This is a genomic window from Butyrivibrio sp. Su6, from assembly GCF_900108105.1.
Lineage (GTDB): Bacteria > Bacillota > Clostridia > Lachnospirales > Lachnospiraceae > Butyrivibrio.
Window position 1 is genome coordinate 46,671 of sequence record NZ_FNUR01000005.1, and the last position, 22,333, is coordinate 69,003.

Consider the following 22,333-nt stretch of genomic DNA (forward strand, 5'->3'; position numbering starts at 1 on the left):
CGCAAAAAATGCGGTTTTTCTGCAATCACATGTAATAATATATCATATTTTTGAGTTTTTCTCACTAAATCTAAAACTCTTGAAGTCAAAATTACTTCCCGGCAAAAAAACAAAAGATATATCATAGCTGCCTTTTTTATGCTCTATTGGGAAGCAAACCTCTGTATACTCGCTGCTTTGTGGAAACTCAAGTATTTCTTTGGTCTCTCCACTTTCGTTCTTCATTCGAAGATGGATAGTGTTGCTTCCAGCCATTGCCCTTCCTGTGAGAATAATCTCTTTTACCCCTTCATCTCCAAAATTCATGTTATTAAAACCAAGCGTAACATTATTGCCAATCCCTTCAACCGCTCCTTCAGACCTGGTAAAAGAATCTCCATATATGCTGTCAGCATCAAGAACCATGTTTTCACAGAGGGCGCGGAGCTGTTTCTCAAAATAAAAGCCCTTAATGTGCATCTTGTCATAGGTCACAAAACTTATAGTGTGGACACCGCAAAGGCGCTTCGAAAGCTTCCAGGTTTCCTCCTGATAGGTGTTCCAGATTGACTTTTTCTGATAGATGACTTCGTCCAGCAAAAGAGCTCCCTCATCTCCTGCTATTCCATCCCAGATCTGTATCTTATAGGCATCGCCTGAAAGTGCAAAGATAGGAATAGTAATAGTATCAGAGCCTTCAATTCCAAAGTCTACGCCGTCATAAGAGATAAGTGTTTCGTTTCCTCTGTCTGTGGCAACGCCGTGCTCATTACCTGCAGCAGTCCTTCCCTTGCTATAACTAAACACATTGCCTGGAATAAGGCTGTAAGGATCAAGGAAGGATCTGCCCATGCCACTTACAGTATATTTCAGTGTTGAAATAGTCTTTACAACACCCTCTTTATCTTTTGTCTCGCACCTTAAAATAAATTCTCCGTCAAAAAGAGCTTCCACTTCCGCCTCGTTGCCCTTTACCAAGAGCTTGGCAATATTGGACTCATTGCCCTTGGAATCAAGTATCCTATAAAAGACTTCCTTATTTGTAGCATCCTGAGGAAGGACCTTTGCTGTAACTTTCGCCTTGGGATTCTGCATAGAAAGCTTAGTCTCAGAATCTGCGACAAGCTCAACCTTTCTTACAGGGACAATGTCACTTACTTTTTGGACATTTACAGAAACATCCCCCGCACTTCCGTCTTTCTGGACTATTGCCAGCAGTTTTCCTGAGAAAAGAGCTCTCTCATTTGCTTTATAGCTGTCGTAATCTGTGCTGTCACCGTTATCAAGGCCTATTAATCTTCCTCCTGTCACAGTTACCTTTACTCTGTCGCAGGCATTTTCTACAGGATTACCAGTCTTATCAACAGCACTTATCTGGGCAAAAACAAGCTCATCAATGTTTTCGTATTCTATCTCAAACCTGTCCGTATCTTCAAAAGACCTGCGCACCTGCTCCGCAATCTCTTTTCCGGAAATATCATACGCAATGGCCTTTATCTCGCCCTTCTCATAAATGCACTTATAATCAGCAAAGATGTGGTCTCCGCTTCCCCTCTCATGGGTAAGCTCCTGTTTTCCAAGACTTTTTCCATTTACAAACAGTTCAACAAATGGAGCATTGCTGACTACTCTCACATCAACCTCTTCTCCTTCGTTGAAGTCCCAATACGGGAACACGTGAACAAAAGGATCTTTATCAGCGCTCACCCAGGCAGACTTCCAGGCATAGTATGCATCCTTGTAAAAACCAGCAGTATCAATAAGTCCAAAGTAAGAATTCTTGGTATGATATGGTGTAGGCTCTCCAATATAGTCATAGCCTGTCCAGATAAACTGTCCCATGGAAAAAGGCATATCCCTGTCCATACAAATGCAGCTCTCAATGCTCTCTGCGCCCCAGCTTGTCTGACTGTTTCCAAGGCTTGAGCACTGAAGGTCATCGTCAGAGAGAATCCCCTCTGTCAAAGGGAAATGATAGATTCCCCTGCTCTGAACTATTGAATAGGTTTCACTCCCGTATATAACCCAGTCGGGATGTTCTTTGTGGTGCTTTTCGTAGAATTTCTCTGCGTAGTTATAGCCTACTACTTTCAGGATATCAGCACACTTTTGAGCATTCTCCCAAGGCATATAATTGGAGCCAAAGGTTGGATGGGCATTTCCCATATAATCAAACTTCTCAACCAGTTCTTTTAACATACTGGTGATCTGCGCCCCTCTCGCATCCGCATGGGTATCATAGATTTCATTACCTATGCTCCACATGATGACTGAAGGGTGATTCCTGTCTCTTTTTACCCAACTCTCAACATCCCTCTCATGCCACTCTGGGAAAAATCTTGCGTAGTCAAACTCAGTCTTTGATCTTTCCCACATATCAAAGCCTTCAGAGATGGCCATAAAGCCCATTCTGTCAAGAAGCTCGATTGTCTGAGGATCATACATATTATGGGTAAGCCTTATGGCATTAACCCCCATACCTTTAAGCTGTATGAGTCTTCTCTTCATTGCGCTATTATTGTAGGCTGCGCCAAGAGCACCAAGATCATGATGAATACAAACACCGTTTAGCTTGGTGACCTTTCCATTTAGTAAAAATCCCTTATCTGGGTCAAAAGAAATACTCCTGAATCCTATTAATACCTCTTCCCTTTGAAGCTCTTTACTACCATCAAAAAGAGTAACTTCCAGCGTATAGAGGTTTGGCTCATCTGTCGACCACTCTTTTACATTCCGTGCAAAAAAGCTCTTGCCGGTGGCATTTAGCGAAACTTCTCTCTTTTTATCATCAAAAAGTCTGTAGGAAACGCTTGTATTCTTACTTATTTCTCCTTTTATTTCTGTATCAATATCAAGGAAATATCCCATATCTCCCTTAAGTGTATGTACATAAATTCCGTTTTCAGGGATGTATGTATCTTCATAGCTGCAAAGCCAGACATTTCTGTATATTCCTGCTCCTGAATACCATCTTGAATTGGGGTTTTGGTAATTGACTCTTACAAGGACATCGTTACTTCCAACTTTGCAAAAGTCCGTAATATCGAGAATGAACTGTGAATAGCCATATTTCCACTCGCCTGCCTTTTGACCATTTATATACACAGTACTGTCCATATAAATTCCGTCAAAAACAAGAAAATGCCTTGGCTTAAGTGTTGTCACAAAGCCTTTATAATACCAGCCTGTGGCATCTGTATAAAAGTTTCTTGCATCATCTATCAGAAAATCATGAGGTATCTCCACCTCTTTAAACTCAGAAAGCCTGTCTCTTACATCTTCAAGCTCTGTTCCAAAATCAGTTTTTAAAAACTTCCATCCTGTTACAAATTTGTCCTTCATACAAAAAGCCTCCCCGATGTTTTAGCAAACCACTTACTAATCATACACCAGAGAGGCTTATGTTTGTTTATATTTTTTAGTTTTTAATACTTATTACTGTGCGTCAATAAAAGATGCAATTACAGCTCCCTTATATGTCTCATCGATATAAGCCTTAACCTTGTCAGACTGAAGAGCCTTGATAAGAGCCTGTGTCTTTTCAGATGTCTCGTTGCCCTGCTTAACTACAAGGAAGTTTGTTCTCTTAACTGTTGTCTCATCGTCAAACTCCTCGATATCAAGTGCAGGATATGATGAAGGAAGACCAGCTTCAAGAGCATAGTTACCATTTACTGCTGCTGCATCAAGATCAGGAAGTGAAAGTGGAAGGCTTGCTGCCTCAAGAGGTGTGATCACATATCCGTGAGGGTTAGCCTCTTTATCTTTTGTCAAAGAATCTTCTGTGTAGTTGGCATCTGTTCCAAAGCCGCCCTTTGAAGCAAGAAGTCCCTTCTGAACAAGAAGGTCAACAGCTCTTTCTCCGTTATCAGGATCGTTAGGAATACCGATTGAAGCACCATCAGGAATATCAGCAAGTGCTGTATATTTCTGAGAATAGATTCCCATTGGCTCAATGTGAACGCCTGCTACAGCTGCAAGGTGAAGACCTGCGTCTGTATTCTGCTGATTCATATAACCAAGTGTCTGGAAATAGTTTGCATCAAGCTCGTCAGCTTCAAGTGATGTATTAGGAAGTACGTAATCTGAGAACACAACTGTTTCAAGTGTCCAACCATCCTCTGCAAGTACTTCTTTTACGATGTTATCAAGAATTTCTGCGTGTGGTACAGGTGTAGCACCAACTCTGATAGTCTTGTCTCCATCCTCTGTCTGTGCAGGTGCAGCTTCCTGGGTCTGTTCTGTAGTCTCTGCAGCCTGTGTGTCCTGTGCCGCCTGTGATGCATTCTCAGCGCTGCTTCCGCAACCTGTAAGAGCTCCAAAAGCAAGAACACCGGCAAGTACAATACTTGTCAAAAATCTCTTCTTCATAATAATTCCTCCTCAACAATTTTTTCTATTTATTATAAAACAAATTATAGCAATGGAAAGTCTAAATTGGAAATATCCAAGATTTGTATGTAGCTATAACTCCCGCTTATATCTCCATTAGCATTCACTGTCCTATTTTTGCAATGTCCCTTCATAACCTTTTTCTTTAAAAATCTTCATCATTTCATTAGTAAGACTATATTCAAGCGGCTGGAGCTGAACATCTTCGGGACTGACCCACTCGGCATACTTTAGTTCAGACTGATCCATTGTAATTTCTTTTTTACCTGCAACATCACAGAAAAAACCAGCCAGAATATCACTTACAATGCCCCATGGCTGTGACTTGTAATATCTGACATTGGTCACCTCAAGTCCAACCTCTTCCATTACTTCGCGCTTAACCGTCTCTTCAAGGGTCTCACCGATTTCTGTAAATCCTGCTACGAGGGCGTTATGCGCAAAGCCGGTTCTATACTTGGTCAGGATCATTTTGTTTGTCTCTTTGTCGGTAACTCCGATAATAACCGCAGGATTTATTCTTGGATAGATCACATTCCCGCATTTTGGGCATATTCTTGCACGCTCTGACTTATGGTCTTCATTAAGTGCCCCGCACTTACCACAAAACTTGGTCACCTGGTACCATTCATGGAGTTGAAACGCCGTATAAGCAGCATAAACATAATGCTGAGGATTATAGTACTCTCTGCGAAAGATCGCCATCAGAACAAATTTAACTTCGTCTTTTACAAAAACCTTATCTGCTATTTCTGGTCTTAGTAAAAAGAACCTTTCTTTTCCTATGCTAAATATATAGATAAGAGTTTCATCGGCACTGCGCTTACCTAAAATATCCTGAATCTCTGACACAGTTGGATAAGCTATTTTTTTAGTAGGTTCATCGATTTTTAACAGTAGCTCTTTTCCATTATCAGAACAGGCAAACGCAATGACAAGATCCTCATTTGCAGGCTTTATTGTCGGATCATAGTGATTTTTAAGTTCCAAAGGTTTAATATCCTGTAGCATAATTATATCCTCTCACGTAAAAACTTTTAGGTCTGATAAAATTCAATTGTAAATATTACATCATATATTATCACCGGCAATCCTTTCTTCCAAGGTTGTATTTCACTAATTTTTTGCTATAATAACGTGGCACGATAAGTATATTGCTCCAAGTAAAAACTTCAATTTGATAAATAATAATATATAGAAAAGAGATAGAAATGGCGGAAAATAAAGAATTAGGTTTATCAACTTCAGATTACTATTTTGATCTTCCTGAGGAACTGATCGCACAGGATCCAATGGAAAAAAGAGATGAATGCAGACTCCTTGTGGTAGACAAAAAAACAGGAGAAACAGAGCATCATAAGTTTAACGAGATCATAAATTACCTCGAGCCCGGTGACTGCCTCGTACTCAATAACACAAAGGTCATTCCTGCAAGGCTTCTGGGCGAAAAAGAAGGAACAGGCGCTGCAGTAGAAATTCTCCTTCTTAAAAGGAAAGAAGCTGATGTATGGGAAACACTTGTTAAACCCGGTAAAAAGCTAAGACCCGGCGCAAGAGTTTCATTTGGCGGTGGAATTTTAAAAGCTGAGATTCTTGATATTGTTGATGAAGGAAACAGACTTGTTAAGTTCTATTACGACGGAATCTGGGAGGAAGTTCTGGACAGACTTGGTGAGATGCCTCTCCCACCTTACATCACACATAAGCTTCAGGACAAAAACATGTACCAGACTGTATATGCCAAGTATGAAGGTTCAGCTGCCGCACCAACTGCGGGACTTCACTTTACAGAAAAGCTCCTTGAAGATATAAAAGCCAAAGGCGTAGATATGGCCTTTGTTACTCTTCATGTTGGTCTTGGAACATTCAGACCTGTTAAAGTAGACAATGTACTAGAGCATCATATGCACACAGAATGGTATCAGGTCACACAGGAAGCTGCCGACAAGATCAACAAGGCAAAAGAAAACGGTCACCGTGTTATCTGTGTAGGAACCACAAGCTGCAGAACAATTGAAAGTGCCGCTGATGAAAATGGACATCTATCAGCTTGCAGTGGAGATACATCAATATTTATCTATCCAGGCTATAAATTCAAGGTTCTTGACCAGCTTATCACCAATTTCCATCTGCCTGAGTCAACACTTGTAATGCTTGTTTCAGCACTTGCAGGCAGAGAGCACGTTCTTGCCGCATACGAAGAGGCCATCAAAGAACGCTACCGCTTCTTCTCCTTTGGAGATGCATGTTTCTTTAAATAATAATTATTCTAAGACAGAGGGACGGGGTCTGACCCCGTCCCTCTGTCTTCTTATTTATTCATTTCTAAAATCGATATTCTGAAGGAATGATACATAACCTCTCTTTGCTTCGTAGAGATCAGCCTTATCGATTGCTTCCCATGGTGCATGCATGTTAAGTACTGCTACGCCTGAATCGATAACGTTCATTCCGTAAAGAGCAAGAATATAAGCGATAGTTCCGCCACCGCCAACATCTACCTTGCCAAGTTCTGCTGTCTGATAGATGATGCCATCCTTCTCAAATGCTCTTCTGATCTCAGCAATAAATTCTGCATTTGCATCGTTGGAACCTGATTTTCCTCTTGAACCTGTGAATTTATTGAATACAAGTCCTTCTCCAAGGAATGCAGCGTTCTTCTTCTCAAAGCTTGATGCATATGTAGGATCAAAGCCGGCACTTACATCTGAAGAAAGCATGCATGAGTTTGCAAGACATCTTCTAAGTGAAAGATCATTATATCCTTCTTTTGTAAGATTCATGAGCTCTGCAACAGCATTCTCAAAGAAGTGGCTGCGCATACCTGTTGCTCCAACGCTTCCGATTTCTTCTTTATCAACGAGGATACAGCAAGCTGTTCTCTTAAGGTTCTTTGCTTCAAGAATAGCGCGCATTGAAGGATATGCGCATACTCTGTCGTCATGACCATAGCCAAGGATCATTGATCTGTCAAATCCGGCATCTCTTGCCTTACCAGCAGGTACGATCTCAAGTTCAGCTGAAATGAAGTCCTCTTCTTCAATTCCATATAGATCATTTAAAAGAGCTACGACTCCGCGGCGAACTGCTCCTGAAAGCTTTCCACTCTCAGCCTTTTCTTCTTTTTCAGCAGCAATTGCATACTTCTCACCTGCAGAAAGCTTGCTATCAGCCTTTTCAGCCTTTTCTTTTTCCTTGCTTTCTACAACAAATGGTCTGTGACCAACGATTAAGTCAAGAGCTTCACCTTCAATTACATTTGAAGCCTTTTTGCTCATCTGATCTGCAGCAAGATGAATAAGAAGATCAGAAACAAAGAATACAGGATCATCCTCATCCTCACCGACATTAAGCTGTACTGTTGTGCCATCTTTCTTAACAACTACGCCGTGAATAGCAAGTGGCATAGCAACATACTGATATTTTTTGATTCCGCCGTAGTAATGTGTATCAAGGTAAGCAAATCCGTTGTCTTCATAAAGAGGATTCTGCTTAACATCAAGCCTTGGAGAATCGATGTGTGCACCGAGGATATTAAGACCAGCCTCGATAGGATCTGATCCGATCTGGAAGATAGCGATTGACTTATTCATCCATACGCTATATACCTTATCGCCCTTTTTAAGCTTTGTCTTTGTACCGATCAAAGTATTGAGTTCTCTGTATCCTGCTTCCTCAATCTCGTTAACAATTGTATCAATTGCTTCACGCTCTGTTTTTGAATTATCAAGGAATTTCTTATAATCCTCAGCAAACTTATCTACAGCTTTAAGCTGTGTGGCATTGTAATTTGCCCAAACATTTTTTCTATTCATATTAAGCTCCTTTCGAGAATAAAATAGCCATTGCTAACTAAAGCAATGACTATTTTAACACCTACTGTGCCATCAGGCAAATCAAGAACGAATTTCAATTCCCATTGTGAATGAGAGTTTTCTGAGCATCTTGTCTACATATCCGCTTACAGCTTCATCAGTAAGTTCCTCATCCTTAGGAGTGAATGTAATCGTGAATGCCATACTCTTCTTTGTAGGAGGAATAGGAAGTCCCTCATATACGTCAAAGAGATGCACATCAGTTACATACTTGCAGGATCCATAGATAGCATCCTCAACTTCTCCACAAGTAACTGTCTTATCCATGATAAGCGCAAGATCACGCTTAACAACCGCGAACTTTGAAAGTGGTGTAAATGTAGGAGTCTTGCCATACCACTTTTCAAGTACTGAAAGATCTATCTCGCAGATATAAGCAGGTATTCTCATATCAGTCTCATCCTGGATCTCATAAGTGATCTGTCCAAGGTATCCTACCTCCTCGCCTTCACATAAGATCTTTGCAGTTCTGTAAGGATGGAGATAAGTCTTGGTTGCAGGCTCATACTTGAAGCTTATGTGAAGAGCATCAGCTACGTTCTCAGCAAGTCCCTTTAATGTAAAGATATCCTCTCCCTCACCGAAAATACCGATGCAAAGAGTTGCTTTCTCATCAGGATATTCTGTAAGTGGAAGAGCCTTTGGAACAAATCTGTTACCAAGCTCGAATAATCTTCCCTCGAGAGTACCCTTCTTCTGGTTTCTTGCAATAGCATGGATCATCTGTGCTGCAAGTGTTGTTCTCATAAGTGAGAGATCTTCATTTATAGGATTAAGGATCCTTATAGCCTTTCTCTCCTGTGCATCCTCGGCAAATCTCAAAAGGTCAAGGTCACTTGGTGAGAAGAATGAGTAGTGCATGCATTCATATGCTCCCTGTGCACAAAGAGCTCTCTTGATCCTGAGCTCTGTCTTCTGCTTCAGGTTTCTGCCACCAACGGTAACGCTGCAATTCTTAAGGAATGTTGGCTCAACATGCTCATATCCGTACATACGGATAAGCTCTTCTGCAATGTCAGGATAATCTTCCATATCCTCACGATATGCAGGGATCTTAATAGTAAGTTCATCACCATTTATTTCAGGCTCAAAATTAAGATTTGTAAGGATTCTCTTGATCTCTTCAGTAGGAACTTCGATACCAAGTACTCCGTTAACCTTCTTTATGGATGCCTTCATTTCCTTTTTATCGAGGCTGTTTCCTGTATTTATATCAACATGAGTTTTGGAAACCTTGCCTGCTCCAAGCTGTTCAATGAGATGAAGAGCTCTTTTCATTGCTATAACAGTTGTATATTCGTAAACGCCCTTTGCGAAAGCAGCTGATGAATCAGATGACTGTCCAAGAGCTCTTGAGCTCTTACGGATGTTGTCACGCATGAACTTGGCAGCTTCAAATGTAACAGTTGTTGTTGTATCACGAATCTCTGAATTGAGGCCGCCCATGATACCTGCAAGAGCTACAGGCTTTGCACCATCACAAATAACAAGATTGTCTGTTGTAAGCTCAAACTCATTCTCATCAAGAGTAACAATCTTTTCTCCTGCTTTGGCACGTCTAACAACAATCTTGTTACCTTCAAGGAAATTGCCGTCAAATGCGTGCATTGGCTGTCCGAGCTCTCTCATAATATAGTTAGTGATATCAACGATATTATTGATGGAGTTATTACCAACCATAGCAAGTCTTCTCTTCATCCAAAGAGGACTCTCACCAAGCTTTACATCATATACATAGTGACCGATATATCTTGGGCAAAGATCAGGATCTTCTACAGTTACACTAAATCCTTCGTTCTCAACATCTGTCTCTGTGTAGCTAAGATCAATCTCTTTTAATGGCTTATCAAGTGCAGCTGCAACCTCTCTTGCAAGGCCGTAAATACTCTGGCAGTCAGGTCTGTTTGCAGTGATTGAAACATCAAAAATCCAGTCATCAAGGCCAAGTATTGGCTTAACATCAGCGCCTACCTCTGTATCCTCAGGGAATACCAAAAGTCCGTTGTAGCCGGCTCCCGGATACATATCCTCTGTTACACCAAGCTCAACACCTGAGCAGAGCATACCCTCTGAATCTACGCCGCGAAGCTTGCCTTTTTTGATAGTTGCAACACCGATAACAGTTACATGATCTTTCTCTGTTTCAATTACTGTTGCACCAACAAGCGCAAGTGGATATTTACCTCCTGCCTGAACATTGTCTGCACCGCAGCATACCTGGAATGTTCCGTGCTCTCCTGCATTCACCTGGCAAACATGAAGATGAGTATCAGGAATAGGTTCACATTTCTCTACCTGTCCAACTACGACATTTGATATGTCTTTTCCTACTTCCCAGCACTCTTCTACTTCAAAACCGCAGTCAAAGAGCTTTTTCTCAAGTTCCTTTGGTTCTAAATCTATATCAACAAAATCTTTAAGCCAACTTAAAGGTACTAACATTTCATTCTCCTCCTGAATTATTCGTAGTGATCGATCTGCTTAAGGACATCAAGGTCTGACTCATATAAAAGCTTGATGTTGTTAATGCCGTATTTGAGCATTGTAGCACGCTCAATACCGATACCAAATGCAAATCCGCTGTACTCTTCTGAATCAATTCCACAGTTCTCTAAAACCTTCTTGTTAACAACACCGGCACCAAGAACCTCAATCCAGCCTGTACCCTTGCAGAGATTACATCCCTTGCCGCCACATGCAAAGCAGCTGCAGTCAACCTCTACAGAAGGCTCTGTGAACGGGAAGTAAGAAGGACGAAGTCTTGTTGTTGTTCCCTCTCCAAAAATCTTCTGTGCAAAGGTCTCCAAAGCTCCCTTAAGGTCACAGAGTGTAACATTCTTATCAACTACGAGTCCTTCCATCTGTGAGAACATAGGTGAATGAGTTGCATCATCATCTGAACGGAAAACCTTACCAGGTGAAAGAATCTTGATCGGTGGTTTCTTGTTTTCCATTACATGGATCTGACCTGATGAAGTCTGGGTTCTTAAAAGGAACTCAGGGCTAAGATAGAATGTATCCTGCATATCTCTTGCAGGGTGATCTGCAGGAGTATTAAGTGCAGTGAAATTGTAGTAATCATTCTCAATTTCTGTGCCTTCATATATTTCAAAGCCCATTCCTTCAAAGATATCGATAAGAGTCTCTCTCATCTGTGTTACAGGATGAAGATTGCCCTGATAACGCATTTTGGCAGGCTCTGTAACGTCCTGTTTTTCTCTTTCATATCTTGCCTTAAGCTCTTTTTCTTTCATCTTCTTGTCAAGTTCATCAAACTGTTCAAGAGCCCACTGCTTAAGTTCATTTACATTCTTACCATATTCAGCACGATCCTCTGCAGCGATGTTCTTCATTTCTTTCATCAGTGCAGAAATCTTACCGCTTTTGTTATCCAAAAAGACCTTTCTCTGCTCATAAACATGCTTTGAGCTTTCAAGCAACTTTGAATTTTCTTTGATTTCTTCACGAATTGCTTCAATTTGCTGACGTAATACGCTGTTTTCCAAAATTTCTTCCTCCTGTTTTCCTATATCATAAAAAAATCCCTTGTATAGCTGTAAAACTATACAAGGGACGATCAATCACCGCGGTACCACCCATGTTCCTGTCAAAACAGGCTCTCAACCATAATGGTTTTATCTGTAACGTAGACTTACGATCCTGACTACAAGCAAAAAGCCTTCACCAAAACTGCTCCGGTGCGAAACTTCCGTACATACCATAGCCTGCAGGGCTCTCAGCCAGTGACCCTTGCTCTCTCAAAGGATAATATGACATCTTCAGATATAAATCTGACACCATCATTGCATTTGAATTATTAAATTAAAAATACTCTTAACTATTCTATGTTTCGATATTATAAAAGTCAAGCAAATGACACAAATTTCGTAACAAAAAAATCAGCCCAAAAAGCTCTTTATAAAAATCTCAAGGCCAATAGCAATCAGAATAACTCCGCCTAATATCTTGGCATTGGAGGCAAGCCTTGTTCCAAATGTCTTGCCAAGACCTATTCCTATATAGCATACAACATAAGTCACAACAGCAATTATTGTAGCACTTCCAATAGCCATCAAAGCATTATAATCCGCAATCGTAAATCCAACAGATAAGGCATCTATAGATGTTGCCACTCCCTGAACCAACAAAAGTTTTAAAGAAAGAGAACTCTCTCCTGCAACATTTCCGAATTTAGGACATTCTTTATTGGTGCAGCCATCACACTTTCCGTCCCTGTCACACTTCTTTTCCTTAATACCCTCAAGAAGCATTTTTCCACCAATATAAGCTAAAAGAATAAGCGCTATCCACGGAATGAACATCTGAAATCCGCTGAAAAGATGTGCCGCGTTATGCACCAGAAACCATCCTATTACAGGCATGAGAAACTGAAATCCCGCATAGATCCCAGCCATATAACTCATTCTGCCCTTCTTCATTTTGGGTTCTATAAAACCATTTGCCAGGGAAACTGAAAAAGCATCCATCGCCAGTCCAAAACCCAGAAGAATACTATTAAATACAAACAATATATACTTAGCCATAATATTCTCTCCTAACCGAATATTTGACCATTATAACACTATGTAACTTATATTACTATATTAAATGCGCTGCTCTGGGAAATGAAATAGGCGGGCATCCATACTTTTATGAACGCCCGCCCTTACTCTGAAATTTCCAAGGGACTATCCTCTTCTTTCTGCAATTGTTTATTTTGCGAATCTATGTTAATCACATCCTTTAGCGACTCCTTGACACTCCTTGGCTAATGTGAAGCTTAAGCCACCGTCGCTGTGAATGTCAGCCGCTCCGAAAACCTTCGTTCATCTTTCGTGAAGCATAAGCCACTTGGACTACATAGGTTTTATCTACAATGTGATTGTATATATAATATACCATCTGATGATAATTTTGTCAACAACTCACTATTAATTGTATTTATTATCAGACAATTCAAACAATTCGCGTCAATACTGATACACAATTCACCATTCAAACTCTTGCTCAAAATTTTTATGTATTTTCATTATTTTCATCTGCAAATTCTCTTGTTTTAGCCCCCATTCGCTTAAGCTCTTTCTTGCGTTCATACATCATTTGATCAGCTCTTTCAAATACATCATGCAACTGTTCATCTGAAGGCATCAGCGTTGAATAGCCGATTGAAACTACTGTAGAATTATTCTTAATGTTTTCCTCTGTTATTTTGTTAAATGCTTCTATTGTCTCAAGCCTAATGTCATAACCTTTTCCCTGCAAAAGAACCACAAACTCATCACCACCGGTCCTATATACAGATCCGTGTTTAAAAACATCGCAAATAAGCGAGCTGGCCTCTTTTATCAGCTGATCTCCTGCAGCATGTCCTTTTGTATCATTAACATATTTCAGACCGTTTATATCACAGGCAACGAGAGCAATGTTTTCCATTGTTCCTTCCTGTATTTTGCTATTTAATTGCGATTCTGCCTCCATATACGCATGTTTATTTCTTACGCCGGTCATGGAGTCTGTATTGGCCATGGTCTTTAGGACTTTACTGTTTTCTTTTTCTTCATCAAGTTGTTCTTTAGCAACTTGTTTGAACATTACAAAAAGAATTCCTGAGAACAATGTGACTATGACTAATAAAAAAATAATCTGGGCACGATTAGTTTGAAGGCTCTTATCACTTATCTCCTGGATGTGATACTGGATAACACTCTCTCGTATCATAACCACCAGTTCCCAACCGGTATCTTTTACCGGTTCATAGCACAAAGTCTCCACAACTCCATCCACTGTGAAATTAAGAGTTCCTCCCTTTTCCGATGCAAAATCATTACAAAATGCATTCCATTCCTCTTCAGAAACTGTCCCTTTAGTTGCCTCTATAATGTTTTGTTTTCCAATAAGCGGTCCAAGGTCTGTTTCGGATATATTTCCTCCATTTTGAGAATAAAGAGCAAAATTAGTACTTTCCTGATCATCAAAAGCAAGCAGATTCACAATATCATTAATATCTATCTGAACAAAACAGGCCTTAAATTTCTTGCCCATAAAATATCTGTCTATGGGAATAGCAAGACACAGTTCTTTGGATGAGCCGTATACATACACTGTACTTATCATCATCTTCTCTGACATAGTATCCTGGGCAAGGAAAGGATGCCTGCTACCACCTGTATAGGTAGTATACTGTGTATAAACAATATTATCCTCATCAACCAGCGCAAACCTGTTAAGAGAAAGAAGCTTCTTCATTCGACCAATCGCCGCTCTTAAATCTTCCTGATTTTCGATTTTTTCATCGTCAATGACACTAACTGCCTTTTCCATGTAATCGAAATTGTTTTCTATAAGGTTTGTGATAGTTTTGGATCGTCTGTCCGCCATTGACTTCAGATAGAAAGCACTTACTGCTGAAACTGCCTGGTTAGTTGATGAGACAGATTCAATATAGGCCCAGTAAGTATTTGCAAGTAACATGATAACTATCAGGATACTTCCTACCACAGCAGTAGTAGCAAACGTCTTCTCCGTTATCCTTATTTTCTTCATTGCAAAGCATCTCCATATAAAACTTCAAGCATTGCAGGTGCATCTTCCTGATATATAATGGTTGTTGTTTCATTAGTCTTTTCCGGAAAAAGATCTCCCGGAACATTTCCGTCTGCAATCTTTACCGCTACCTGTAATGTATCAAAACCAATTGAGTAGCAGTCCTGAACTCCAAGGCAGTAAATAACTCCGTCTTTTAGATAATTGAGAGCCTCATGGTCATGATCCATTCCAACGATCACTGCATTACTGCCAAGCTCGGTAACGGCTCTGGCTGTACCTACGGGATTACTCATATTGCAGCATACAAATCCGTCAACATCCGGATGCTCCTTTAAAATCTGTTTTGCCAGATCATATGCATTTTCTATGGAATCCATGTCGTATTCTACCGCCACGATTTCCATATTTTCATACTTTGCTATTGTATCCTTTGCCCCTTGAGCGCGTTCCTCATGGCATGGAGCCCCGGGACTTCCTACTAGTATTGCGATTTTTCCCTTATAGCCAAGTTTTTGGCAAAGCTCTTCTGTTAAGTCAGCTCCATCCTTATAGTTGTGAGTATTTCCAACATACGCGATCCTTTTACATCCATCTTCAGCATCGGAACTTGAAAAAGTCATGACTTTATATCCAGAATCCACCATCTTATCAAGAACAGGTGTTATGGTTTTTGCATCTGCAACATCCACTCCGATCACATCATAGTTTCCATGCTCTGCAGCAGCTAATCTCTTTCTCTGATCCTCTTCAGAAGCTGCCTTTGGAGCCATATATTCGTAGGTTATCACTATACCTTTTTCCAAATATTTCTTTTGGGCATCTTCCATTCCAAGTGCAACCGCATCCCACCAAGGATGAACTATTTTATATGTAAAATAAAAATTATAGCGTTCCTTTTTGGGAACATAATCATCCAACTCATGAACAAAGTCTACGACGCTGTCAAGCTCCTCATCATTTGTTTTGCCACTTGAAAATCCGCTACATACACAGGCTGCAGCAAAAGTAAGCGCCAATATCATCAATTTGTGAATATATATTCTATATTTTCCGAGCATAATTATCTCCTTGCTCACATAAATACTCACTATGTCCCTACACTAAATGATACTATATTTCGCTATTTTTTAATCTTAAAATTATATAAAAGAAAACTAATGCGTAATTTAGATATTATTCAATCCGCTTTTTTTAGCTAAAAATGTTTGATACCTCAAGGCTAATAATGTATTATGTTTGTAGATTATTTTTATTTTGAAAGGACGCTTATGAGCAATTACATATTAAGCTGCTGTTCTACAGCAGATCTGACTAACGAGCATTTCAGCAAAAGAGACATCAGCTATATCTGTTTCCACTTCGAAATTGACGGAACAGAATTTCCGGATGATCTCGGAAAATCAATTCCATTCAAAGAGTTCTATACCATGATGGCAAATGGTTCAATGACAAAAACATCTCAGGTAAGTGTAGGTGAATATCTCGAATACTTTGAAAAGTTCCTCAAAGAAGGAAAGGATGTTCTTCATCTGACACTTAGTTCAGGAATATCCGGTACTCTTAATTCAGCTACTATTGCAAAGGAACAGTTAAAAGAAAAATATCCTGAAAGAAAGCTTTACGTAGTAGATTCACTTGCTGCTTCAGCAGGATATGGTCTTCTTATGGATAAGCTTGCAGATTTAAGAGATGAGGGCATGTCAATTGATTCACTTTATGAGTGGGTTATTGAGCACAAGCTCAACTGCCAGCACTGGTTCTTTGTATCAGACCTCAAGTACCTTGTAAGAGGCGGCCGTGTATCAAAGGTTGCCGGAACAATTGGCAATGTACTTAATATCTGCCCTCTTATGAATGTAGATTATCAGGGACATCTGATCGTAAGATCCAAGATTCGTGGCAAAAATGCTGTAATGAGAGCTCAGGTACAGAAGATGGTTGAGCTTGCAGAAAATGGTGCAGATTATGATGGAGAATGCTACATTTCCAACTCAGACTGTTACGAAGATGCAAAAGCTGTTGCAGATATGGTTGAGGAAAAGTTCCCTAAATTAAAGGGACGAGTAAAGATCTTCAGTATTGGAACAACTATCGGAAGCCACACAGGCCCAGGTACAGTTGCACTCTTCTTCTGGGGAAGCAAAAGAATCGATTAAAAAATGAAGGCCATGGTATTTCTACCATGGCCCTTTTTGTGAATTATCCGTACATCTGATATTACTCAGCAAGAAGTAAATGATGTACATCATAATCGTTAATAAGGTTAGTGATCTTTTTGTCGTCGCCTATAAGTGTTACATCAAGTGGTCTGAATAAATTGAGTGATAATAAACCAACAATAGACTTCCCATCGATGTAGCTGTGCCCATCCTGCACATCGATTTCACAAGCAGATTTTGAGTTCATATTGATAAACTGAACAATCTGTGATTTGCACCCTAGTGAAACCCTAACTTCTTTTTTCATTTTTTTATTCCCCTTTTATCTCATAAGTACGCCGCAGCCTCAACAAAAGCAACAACAGGATATATGATAGCACTTTGTGTACAAAATGTGAACAGAAAAAGAATAAAAAAAGTATAAATTATTAAATCAAGAATAAAATCTCTTTTCAAGACGTTTTTCAAAGTCTGATTTCGGCATTGGATTATCATACAAAAAGCCTTGAACCACGTGGCATCCAACGTGTTTTAAAAGTTCAATCTGATCTTCTCTCTCAACGCCTTCGGCAATTACACTCACTCCTAGTTCTTTTGCCATTGTGATAATATTTCTTAACACTATTTCGTCACTTTTATTGAGATTATCGTTATTTATAAATGATCTGTCGATTTTTATCTCTGACACCGGAAAATCACGAAGAGTTGAAAGAGATGAAAATCCTGTTCCAAAATCATCAATTGAGGTTGCGATTCCATATTCTTTAAGTCTTTCAAGGAAAGCTGTCATGAGTATTCTCTCATCCTCACTTGAAGTTTCTGTAACTTCTATCTGGATCATCTTGCGCTCAACTCCGCTTTCATCGATTATCCTTATAATTTCCTTTGCAAGGTGCTTATAACTTAAGTCTTTCCTTGAGAAATTAACGGAAACAGGCACAGGGAGTAGTCCCTTTTGTTTCCAGTCATTAATAAATTCACATGTCTTTTTAAGGACATACAAGTCAAGAGATGCAACCATTCCCTCCTGTTCAAGGATAGGTACAAACTCTGTAGGATAAAGAACAACTCCATTGCAGAACCATCTTGCCAGAGATTCACCACCAATAATTTCTCCTGTGATAGTGTCTACCTTCGGCTGAAGATATATCCTGAACTCTTCATTTGCAAGAGCTTCCTCATATCTGTCCTCTATCTGTTTCTGTCTGTAAATTCTGGTACTCATAGCCTTATTAACAAAAACATAAGGCTTATTTGCTACATTCTTGGCATAGTTACAAGCCATGATAGCTCTTGAAATGAGCTGTCCCGGCTCTTTTAACGACTCATCCACAGCATACACACCTATAACAGCTGCAATGGTAAATTCATCCCTCTTGCCGTTTTTTTCGCCATAAACCGGTACTGCAGACAAGAACTTAAGGAATTCTTTTGTCCTCTCTTTTTTGATGAGCGCAGTAAAATTATCGCCGCCAAAATGAGCAACAATCTCATCAGGTCCACAAAATTCCCTGAGTTTTTTCGCGTAGCGCTTCATTATCTCATCACCCTCAGCAAGCCCATATCTCCTGCTGATAAGGCCATAGCTCTTTAAATTAAAATAGAATGAATCATATTCATATATAGCTTTGGTGCCAAAGAGTTTAGTGGCGTACTGAACAAATCCACCTGAATTTGGAAGACCTGTAAGATACTGAGTAAGGGCGCTCTTTTCAACCACCTGTGATAAAAGAAAACGCTCCATATGGAAAGAAAGTATATCGATGATAACAGCAAAAGCCTTATATTCTTCCTCTGACCAGCCCTTATCACCATAAAGAAAAACATTATATGTAACTTCCTTGCGTCCAGCCATTTTATGTTTAAAAAGATATGCCGGTGCTTCTTTTTCAGGCACAGGTCCAAATAGTGGTATTACCACATCAGGTTCGCCGGCTTTATCAGAATCCTTGGAATCAGACACTATTGCGACAATTGAGCGCAAAGAAAATTCCTTGGCAACATCAGAAAGAGCTCCCGGCGAAATCTCGGGAGTCACATCCTCTTCAGATAAAATCTGTACGTAATTTTCAAAACTTCTTTCAAATGTCATGGACACATCCTCATAATGTTTTTTGTAAAAGTGTGACACAATATAATTTTATAAAAAAAAATACTTTTTTTCAATTACATACAAACCATAAAATAACAAATATTGAAAATTAATTACACTGAAAAAGGCTATGCCATATTATGGCATAGCCTTTAGCTTCGTTAGAAAATTATTTCTTGTTTACAAGATCCTTAAGAGCCTTACCAGCCTTGAACTTAGGTGCTACAGATGCAGGAATCTTGATAGCTGCGCCAGTCTGAGGATTCTTACCTGTTCTAGCAGCTCTCTTTGTTGTCTCGAATGTACCGAAACCAACAAGCTGAACCTTACCCTTCTTCTTAAGCTCCTTTGTTACTGTGTCTGTGAATGCGTTAAGTGCTGCAGCAGCGTCCTTCTTTGAAAGTCCTGCTTCCTTAGCGATTGCATCGATAAGTTCTGTCTTGTTCATTTAATTTTCCCTCCAAAAAGAAATTATTTATTACAAAGCCCATTTTACCACTAATATGTACTCATAACAACAGTAAAATGCAGAAAAATACTATGTTTTTCTGATTTTTATCCTTTTTTACCTAGAATTTATGGCGATTTCGATCATTTTACCCAGATAAGTGAAGTCAGCTATGTCGGATTGAGGCATTTTTCGCGAATTATTTCGAGTATTATACAGTGCCATGTAGCCCATCTGATACTTTTCATTCATCTTATAAAAGAAAGCATGCTTTATTCCATTGTCCCTAAAGAACTCCAAGGCACTTGTTGACCTCAACTGATTCTCCGGAGTATCTACAACAAACACTCCGTTGTCATCGAATTTTTCATCAAATGCTCTGTCAGTCGCATATGCAAGGCTGCTTACATGTTCCTCGATCATTCCAAGCTTTTGGTCATTTTCGTTACCTGTATCAGTCCTGCGCTTAAAGCCAATGTAACTTTCTTTTACATTTTTGAAAAAAATATATCCTTCATCAATTTCATAGGTGACGATAAGCTGCATGAATGAAGTTACAATAGTCTTATTGCCAAACCCGAAGAATCCATCCAAAAATCCCAATACCAGCTTAGTCTTATCCTGCGGCTTGGCATAGCCCACGATGCCTCCGATCGTATCAAGCTCACCATCTATTATAGGGCCATGAACTTCAGGGTTATACATCACATATCTGTTTTTTCCTCTGTTCTTGGCTCTATAAAGCATCTTGTCTGCAAGGTTAAAAAGCTTATCATAGGAATCTACATCTTTAGGATAATTGCCCGTTCCGATTGACACTGTAACAAGTGGATAACCATCCTTATCAAACCGCATTTTCTCTACACGTTCACGGATTGCTTTTAAATAACTTCTAAGTCCATTTGAATCAGTCTTGCCATTTATGACAAGCATGATTTCATCGCCACCGATTCTTCCGGCTTTTCCGTCATTTTTTAAAACATCAAGGACTATTTTTCCAACCTCAAACAGGATCTTATCTCCAAAGGAATGACCCATGGTGTCATTTATCTTCTTGAAGTTATCAATGTCCATGATACATAGTGAGAAGCCATCACTTCCTTCGACCATCCTGGATTTGGCATAATCAATTATAGCCTGTTTGTCTAAAAGACCTGTTCCATAGTCGATGGAACGACTGTTCCCACCATTAAGTGTCTCAACATCTTTTAATGAAATGGAAATATTCTTTGGATTGCCATCTGCTCTCTTACAATCAGCAATCACCCAGAACAGATTATTGTTTTTCCCAAAAACGCGAAAGCAGAGCGTCTCGCCGGTTGTACTGGCGAGATGCTCTACCATTTCATACAATAAATGCTGGTCATCCGGATAAACATTAGATAGAAAGCTCTTTTGATCCGGGTCTGAAACATAATCAGAAAAAGCAAAATCAGCGTCGATAATATTTAGTTCCTCATCAACTATCGCAATTCCTGCATTATCTGAAGCCATAGTTCCTCCTAAAAGGTGGCCTAATCATAAAATATCCTGGAATCCAGGTCTGTAAAGGTGTCTTGGAATACCGTCAACCATGATTGGTCCGACATCACCCTGAATAAGAGGTCTTACATAGGTGATGAACTCATTAGTTACATATGTGCCTTCTTTATTGATCCACTCTCTTGGAACTGTTCTTTCGTCATTGGCAATCTTATGAACATCCTTAACTTCTGTTCCGGCCTGATAAGGGTCATCAGAAAGTCTCTCGATAACAACCATCTTTCCGCTGTCACCTTCGTCCGCAGCCTTCATCGCTGCACCGCCAACTTCGTAAGCTTCAAGAATATCAACTCTTGATGCACAATGGCTTGCTGCTCTCTGAAGTGTTGAAAGCTCGATAGCACGAGTCTTACAACCGCACTCGCTGGCAACAACATTGCAAAGATATCTTGCAGTTCCTGTAAGCTGCTTATGTCCAAATGCATCAACATACTCAATGTTGTTGTCCATATCACTTACATACTTACCATCTTTTGTTCTGATACCTTCTGATACAGCAACAACGATGGATGCTTTATTTTTAAGCAGGGATTTGATTTTCTTAAGGAATGCATCCATATCAAATGGAATTTCAGGAAGATAGATTGCATCAGGTCCGTCACAGTCCTCGCCTCTTGCAAGTGCTGTTGCGCCCGTAAGCCATCCGGCATTTCTTCCCATTACTTCAACGATAATAACCTGTCCATGACTGGTTTCAAGGGACCAGCTGTCTCTGATGATCTCTTTAACAGAGGTTCCGATATACTTGGCTGCTGAGCCATAACCCGGTGTATGATCTGTAAGTGCAAGGTCGTTATCAATTGTCTTAGGGCAACCAACAAACCTTATATCAGATCCGGAAATAATAGCATAATCTGAAAGCTTTTTGATCGTATCCATAGAGTCGTTTCCGCCAATATAGATAAAGCAATCAATTTCAAGTTTTGTCAGGATATCAAATATCTTCTCATAGATCTCTTTGTTCTCAAAGATTTCTGGGAGTTTAAATCTGCATGATCCCAAATATGCAGATGGGGTTCTCTTCAAAAGCTCAATATCAAGTCCGCTCTGAATGTGATCTGAAAGGTCAACATATCTGCCTTCCATAAGTCCCTGGACGCCGTGGATCATTCCATAAACCTTGTTGTATCCACGATCCTTAGCAGTTCTGTAAACTCCGGCAAGTGACGAGTTGATAGCTGCTGTAGGACCTCCCGACTGTCCAACAATAACGTTACGTTTCTTTTTCTGTACCATTTCCTCCAGTCCCCTTTCACGAAATATCATGTACTCTTATTATATTCAAAAAAACGTCAACTGT

Annotated in this window: 16 protein-coding genes; 2 read left to right on the forward strand and 14 right to left on the reverse strand. The window is 39.8% G+C overall.

Features of this window, described 5'->3' with window-relative positions:
• Window positions 1-42: 42 nt before the first annotated feature.
• From C4S54_RS07350 to nudC, 3 genes are all read right to left on the reverse strand, one after another.
• Window positions 43-3,321, reverse strand: a complete 3,279-nt coding sequence (locus C4S54_RS07350; RefSeq protein WP_103868953.1) for a glycoside hydrolase family 2 TIM barrel-domain containing protein — start codon at window positions 3,319-3,321, stop codon at window positions 43-45.
• A gap of 93 nt (window positions 3,322-3,414) precedes the next feature.
• Window positions 3,415-4,350: a MetQ/NlpA family ABC transporter substrate-binding protein gene (locus C4S54_RS07355; RefSeq protein WP_103868954.1), complete on the reverse strand. Its 936-nt coding sequence runs from the start codon at window positions 4,348-4,350 to the stop codon at window positions 3,415-3,417.
• A gap of 132 nt (window positions 4,351-4,482) precedes the next feature.
• Window positions 4,483-5,382 (reverse strand): NAD(+) diphosphatase, encoded by a 900-nt coding sequence (nudC, locus tag C4S54_RS07360; protein ID WP_103868955.1) that lies wholly within the window; start codon window positions 5,380-5,382, stop codon window positions 4,483-4,485.
• A gap of 200 nt (window positions 5,383-5,582) precedes the next feature.
• Here nudC and queA point away from each other — a divergent pair, with 200 nt between their 5' ends.
• On the forward strand, window positions 5,583-6,632 hold the full coding sequence (gene queA / locus C4S54_RS07365; RefSeq protein WP_103868956.1) for a tRNA preQ1(34) S-adenosylmethionine ribosyltransferase-isomerase QueA: 1,050 nt from the start codon (window positions 5,583-5,585) through the stop codon (window positions 6,630-6,632).
• Window positions 6,633-6,686: 54 nt separating this feature from the next.
• Here queA and C4S54_RS07370 read toward each other — a convergent pair whose 3' ends face one another.
• The 6 genes from C4S54_RS07370 to C4S54_RS07395 all read right to left on the reverse strand — a co-directional run bounded on the left by C4S54_RS07370 (window position 6,687) and on the right by C4S54_RS07395 (window position 15,850).
• Complete coding sequence (locus C4S54_RS07370; RefSeq protein ID WP_074883996.1) at window positions 6,687-8,186, reverse strand: aminopeptidase; 1,500 nt, start codon at window positions 8,184-8,186, stop codon at window positions 6,687-6,689.
• 81 nt (window positions 8,187-8,267) lie between these two features.
• Window positions 8,268-10,688 (reverse strand): phenylalanine--tRNA ligase subunit beta, encoded by a 2,421-nt coding sequence (gene pheT, locus C4S54_RS07375; protein ID WP_103868957.1) that lies wholly within the window; start codon window positions 10,686-10,688, stop codon window positions 8,268-8,270.
• Window positions 10,689-10,705: 17 nt separating this feature from the next.
• Window positions 10,706-11,752, reverse strand: coding sequence for a phenylalanine--tRNA ligase subunit alpha (gene pheS, locus C4S54_RS07380; protein WP_330405633.1), 1,047 nt, complete (start codon window positions 11,750-11,752; stop codon window positions 10,706-10,708).
• 393 nt (window positions 11,753-12,145) lie between these two features.
• Window positions 12,146-12,790 carry a manganese efflux pump MntP gene (locus tag C4S54_RS07385; protein ID WP_103868958.1) on the reverse strand — a complete coding sequence of 215 codons (645 nt, stop codon included), beginning with the start codon at window positions 12,788-12,790 and terminating at the stop codon, window positions 12,146-12,148.
• A gap of 472 nt (window positions 12,791-13,262) precedes the next feature.
• Window positions 13,263-14,789 (reverse strand): sensor domain-containing diguanylate cyclase, encoded by a 1,527-nt coding sequence (locus C4S54_RS07390; RefSeq protein ID WP_103868959.1) that lies wholly within the window; start codon window positions 14,787-14,789, stop codon window positions 13,263-13,265.
• The gene (locus C4S54_RS07395; protein WP_103868960.1) at window positions 14,786-15,850 is read right to left on the reverse strand and encodes a substrate-binding domain-containing protein; all 1,065 of its coding nucleotides are present in this window, start codon (window positions 15,848-15,850) and stop codon (window positions 14,786-14,788) included. Before C4S54_RS07395 ends, C4S54_RS07390 begins: the two co-directional genes overlap by 4 nt.
• A 210-nt stretch (window positions 15,851-16,060) precedes the next feature.
• Here C4S54_RS07395 and C4S54_RS07400 point away from each other — a divergent pair, with 210 nt between their 5' ends.
• The gene (locus C4S54_RS07400) at window positions 16,061-16,948 is read left to right on the forward strand and encodes a DegV family protein (RefSeq protein ID WP_103869069.1); all 888 of its coding nucleotides are present in this window, start codon (window positions 16,061-16,063) and stop codon (window positions 16,946-16,948) included.
• Window positions 16,949-17,009: 61 nt separating this feature from the next.
• Here C4S54_RS07400 and C4S54_RS07405 read toward each other — a convergent pair whose 3' ends face one another.
• The 5 genes from C4S54_RS07405 to C4S54_RS07425 all read right to left on the reverse strand — a co-directional run bounded on the left by C4S54_RS07405 (window position 17,010) and on the right by C4S54_RS07425 (window position 22,269).
• The gene (locus tag C4S54_RS07405; RefSeq protein ID WP_022775297.1) at window positions 17,010-17,258 is read right to left on the reverse strand and encodes an HPr kinase; all 249 of its coding nucleotides are present in this window, start codon (window positions 17,256-17,258) and stop codon (window positions 17,010-17,012) included.
• Window positions 17,259-17,384: 126 nt separating this feature from the next.
• Window positions 17,385-19,043: a GGDEF domain-containing phosphodiesterase gene (locus tag C4S54_RS07410; RefSeq protein WP_103868961.1), complete on the reverse strand. Its 1,659-nt coding sequence runs from the start codon at window positions 19,041-19,043 to the stop codon at window positions 17,385-17,387.
• A gap of 169 nt (window positions 19,044-19,212) precedes the next feature.
• Window positions 19,213-19,491, reverse strand: a complete 279-nt coding sequence (locus C4S54_RS07415; protein WP_013280467.1) for an HU family DNA-binding protein — start codon at window positions 19,489-19,491, stop codon at window positions 19,213-19,215.
• Between the two features lie 117 nt (window positions 19,492-19,608).
• Complete coding sequence (locus C4S54_RS07420) at window positions 19,609-20,985, reverse strand: GGDEF domain-containing protein (protein WP_103868962.1); 1,377 nt, start codon at window positions 20,983-20,985, stop codon at window positions 19,609-19,611.
• Between the two features lie 24 nt (window positions 20,986-21,009).
• Window positions 21,010-22,269 (reverse strand): 6-phosphofructokinase, encoded by a 1,260-nt coding sequence (locus C4S54_RS07425; RefSeq protein WP_103868963.1) that lies wholly within the window; start codon window positions 22,267-22,269, stop codon window positions 21,010-21,012.
• Window positions 22,270-22,333 lie beyond the last annotated feature (64 nt).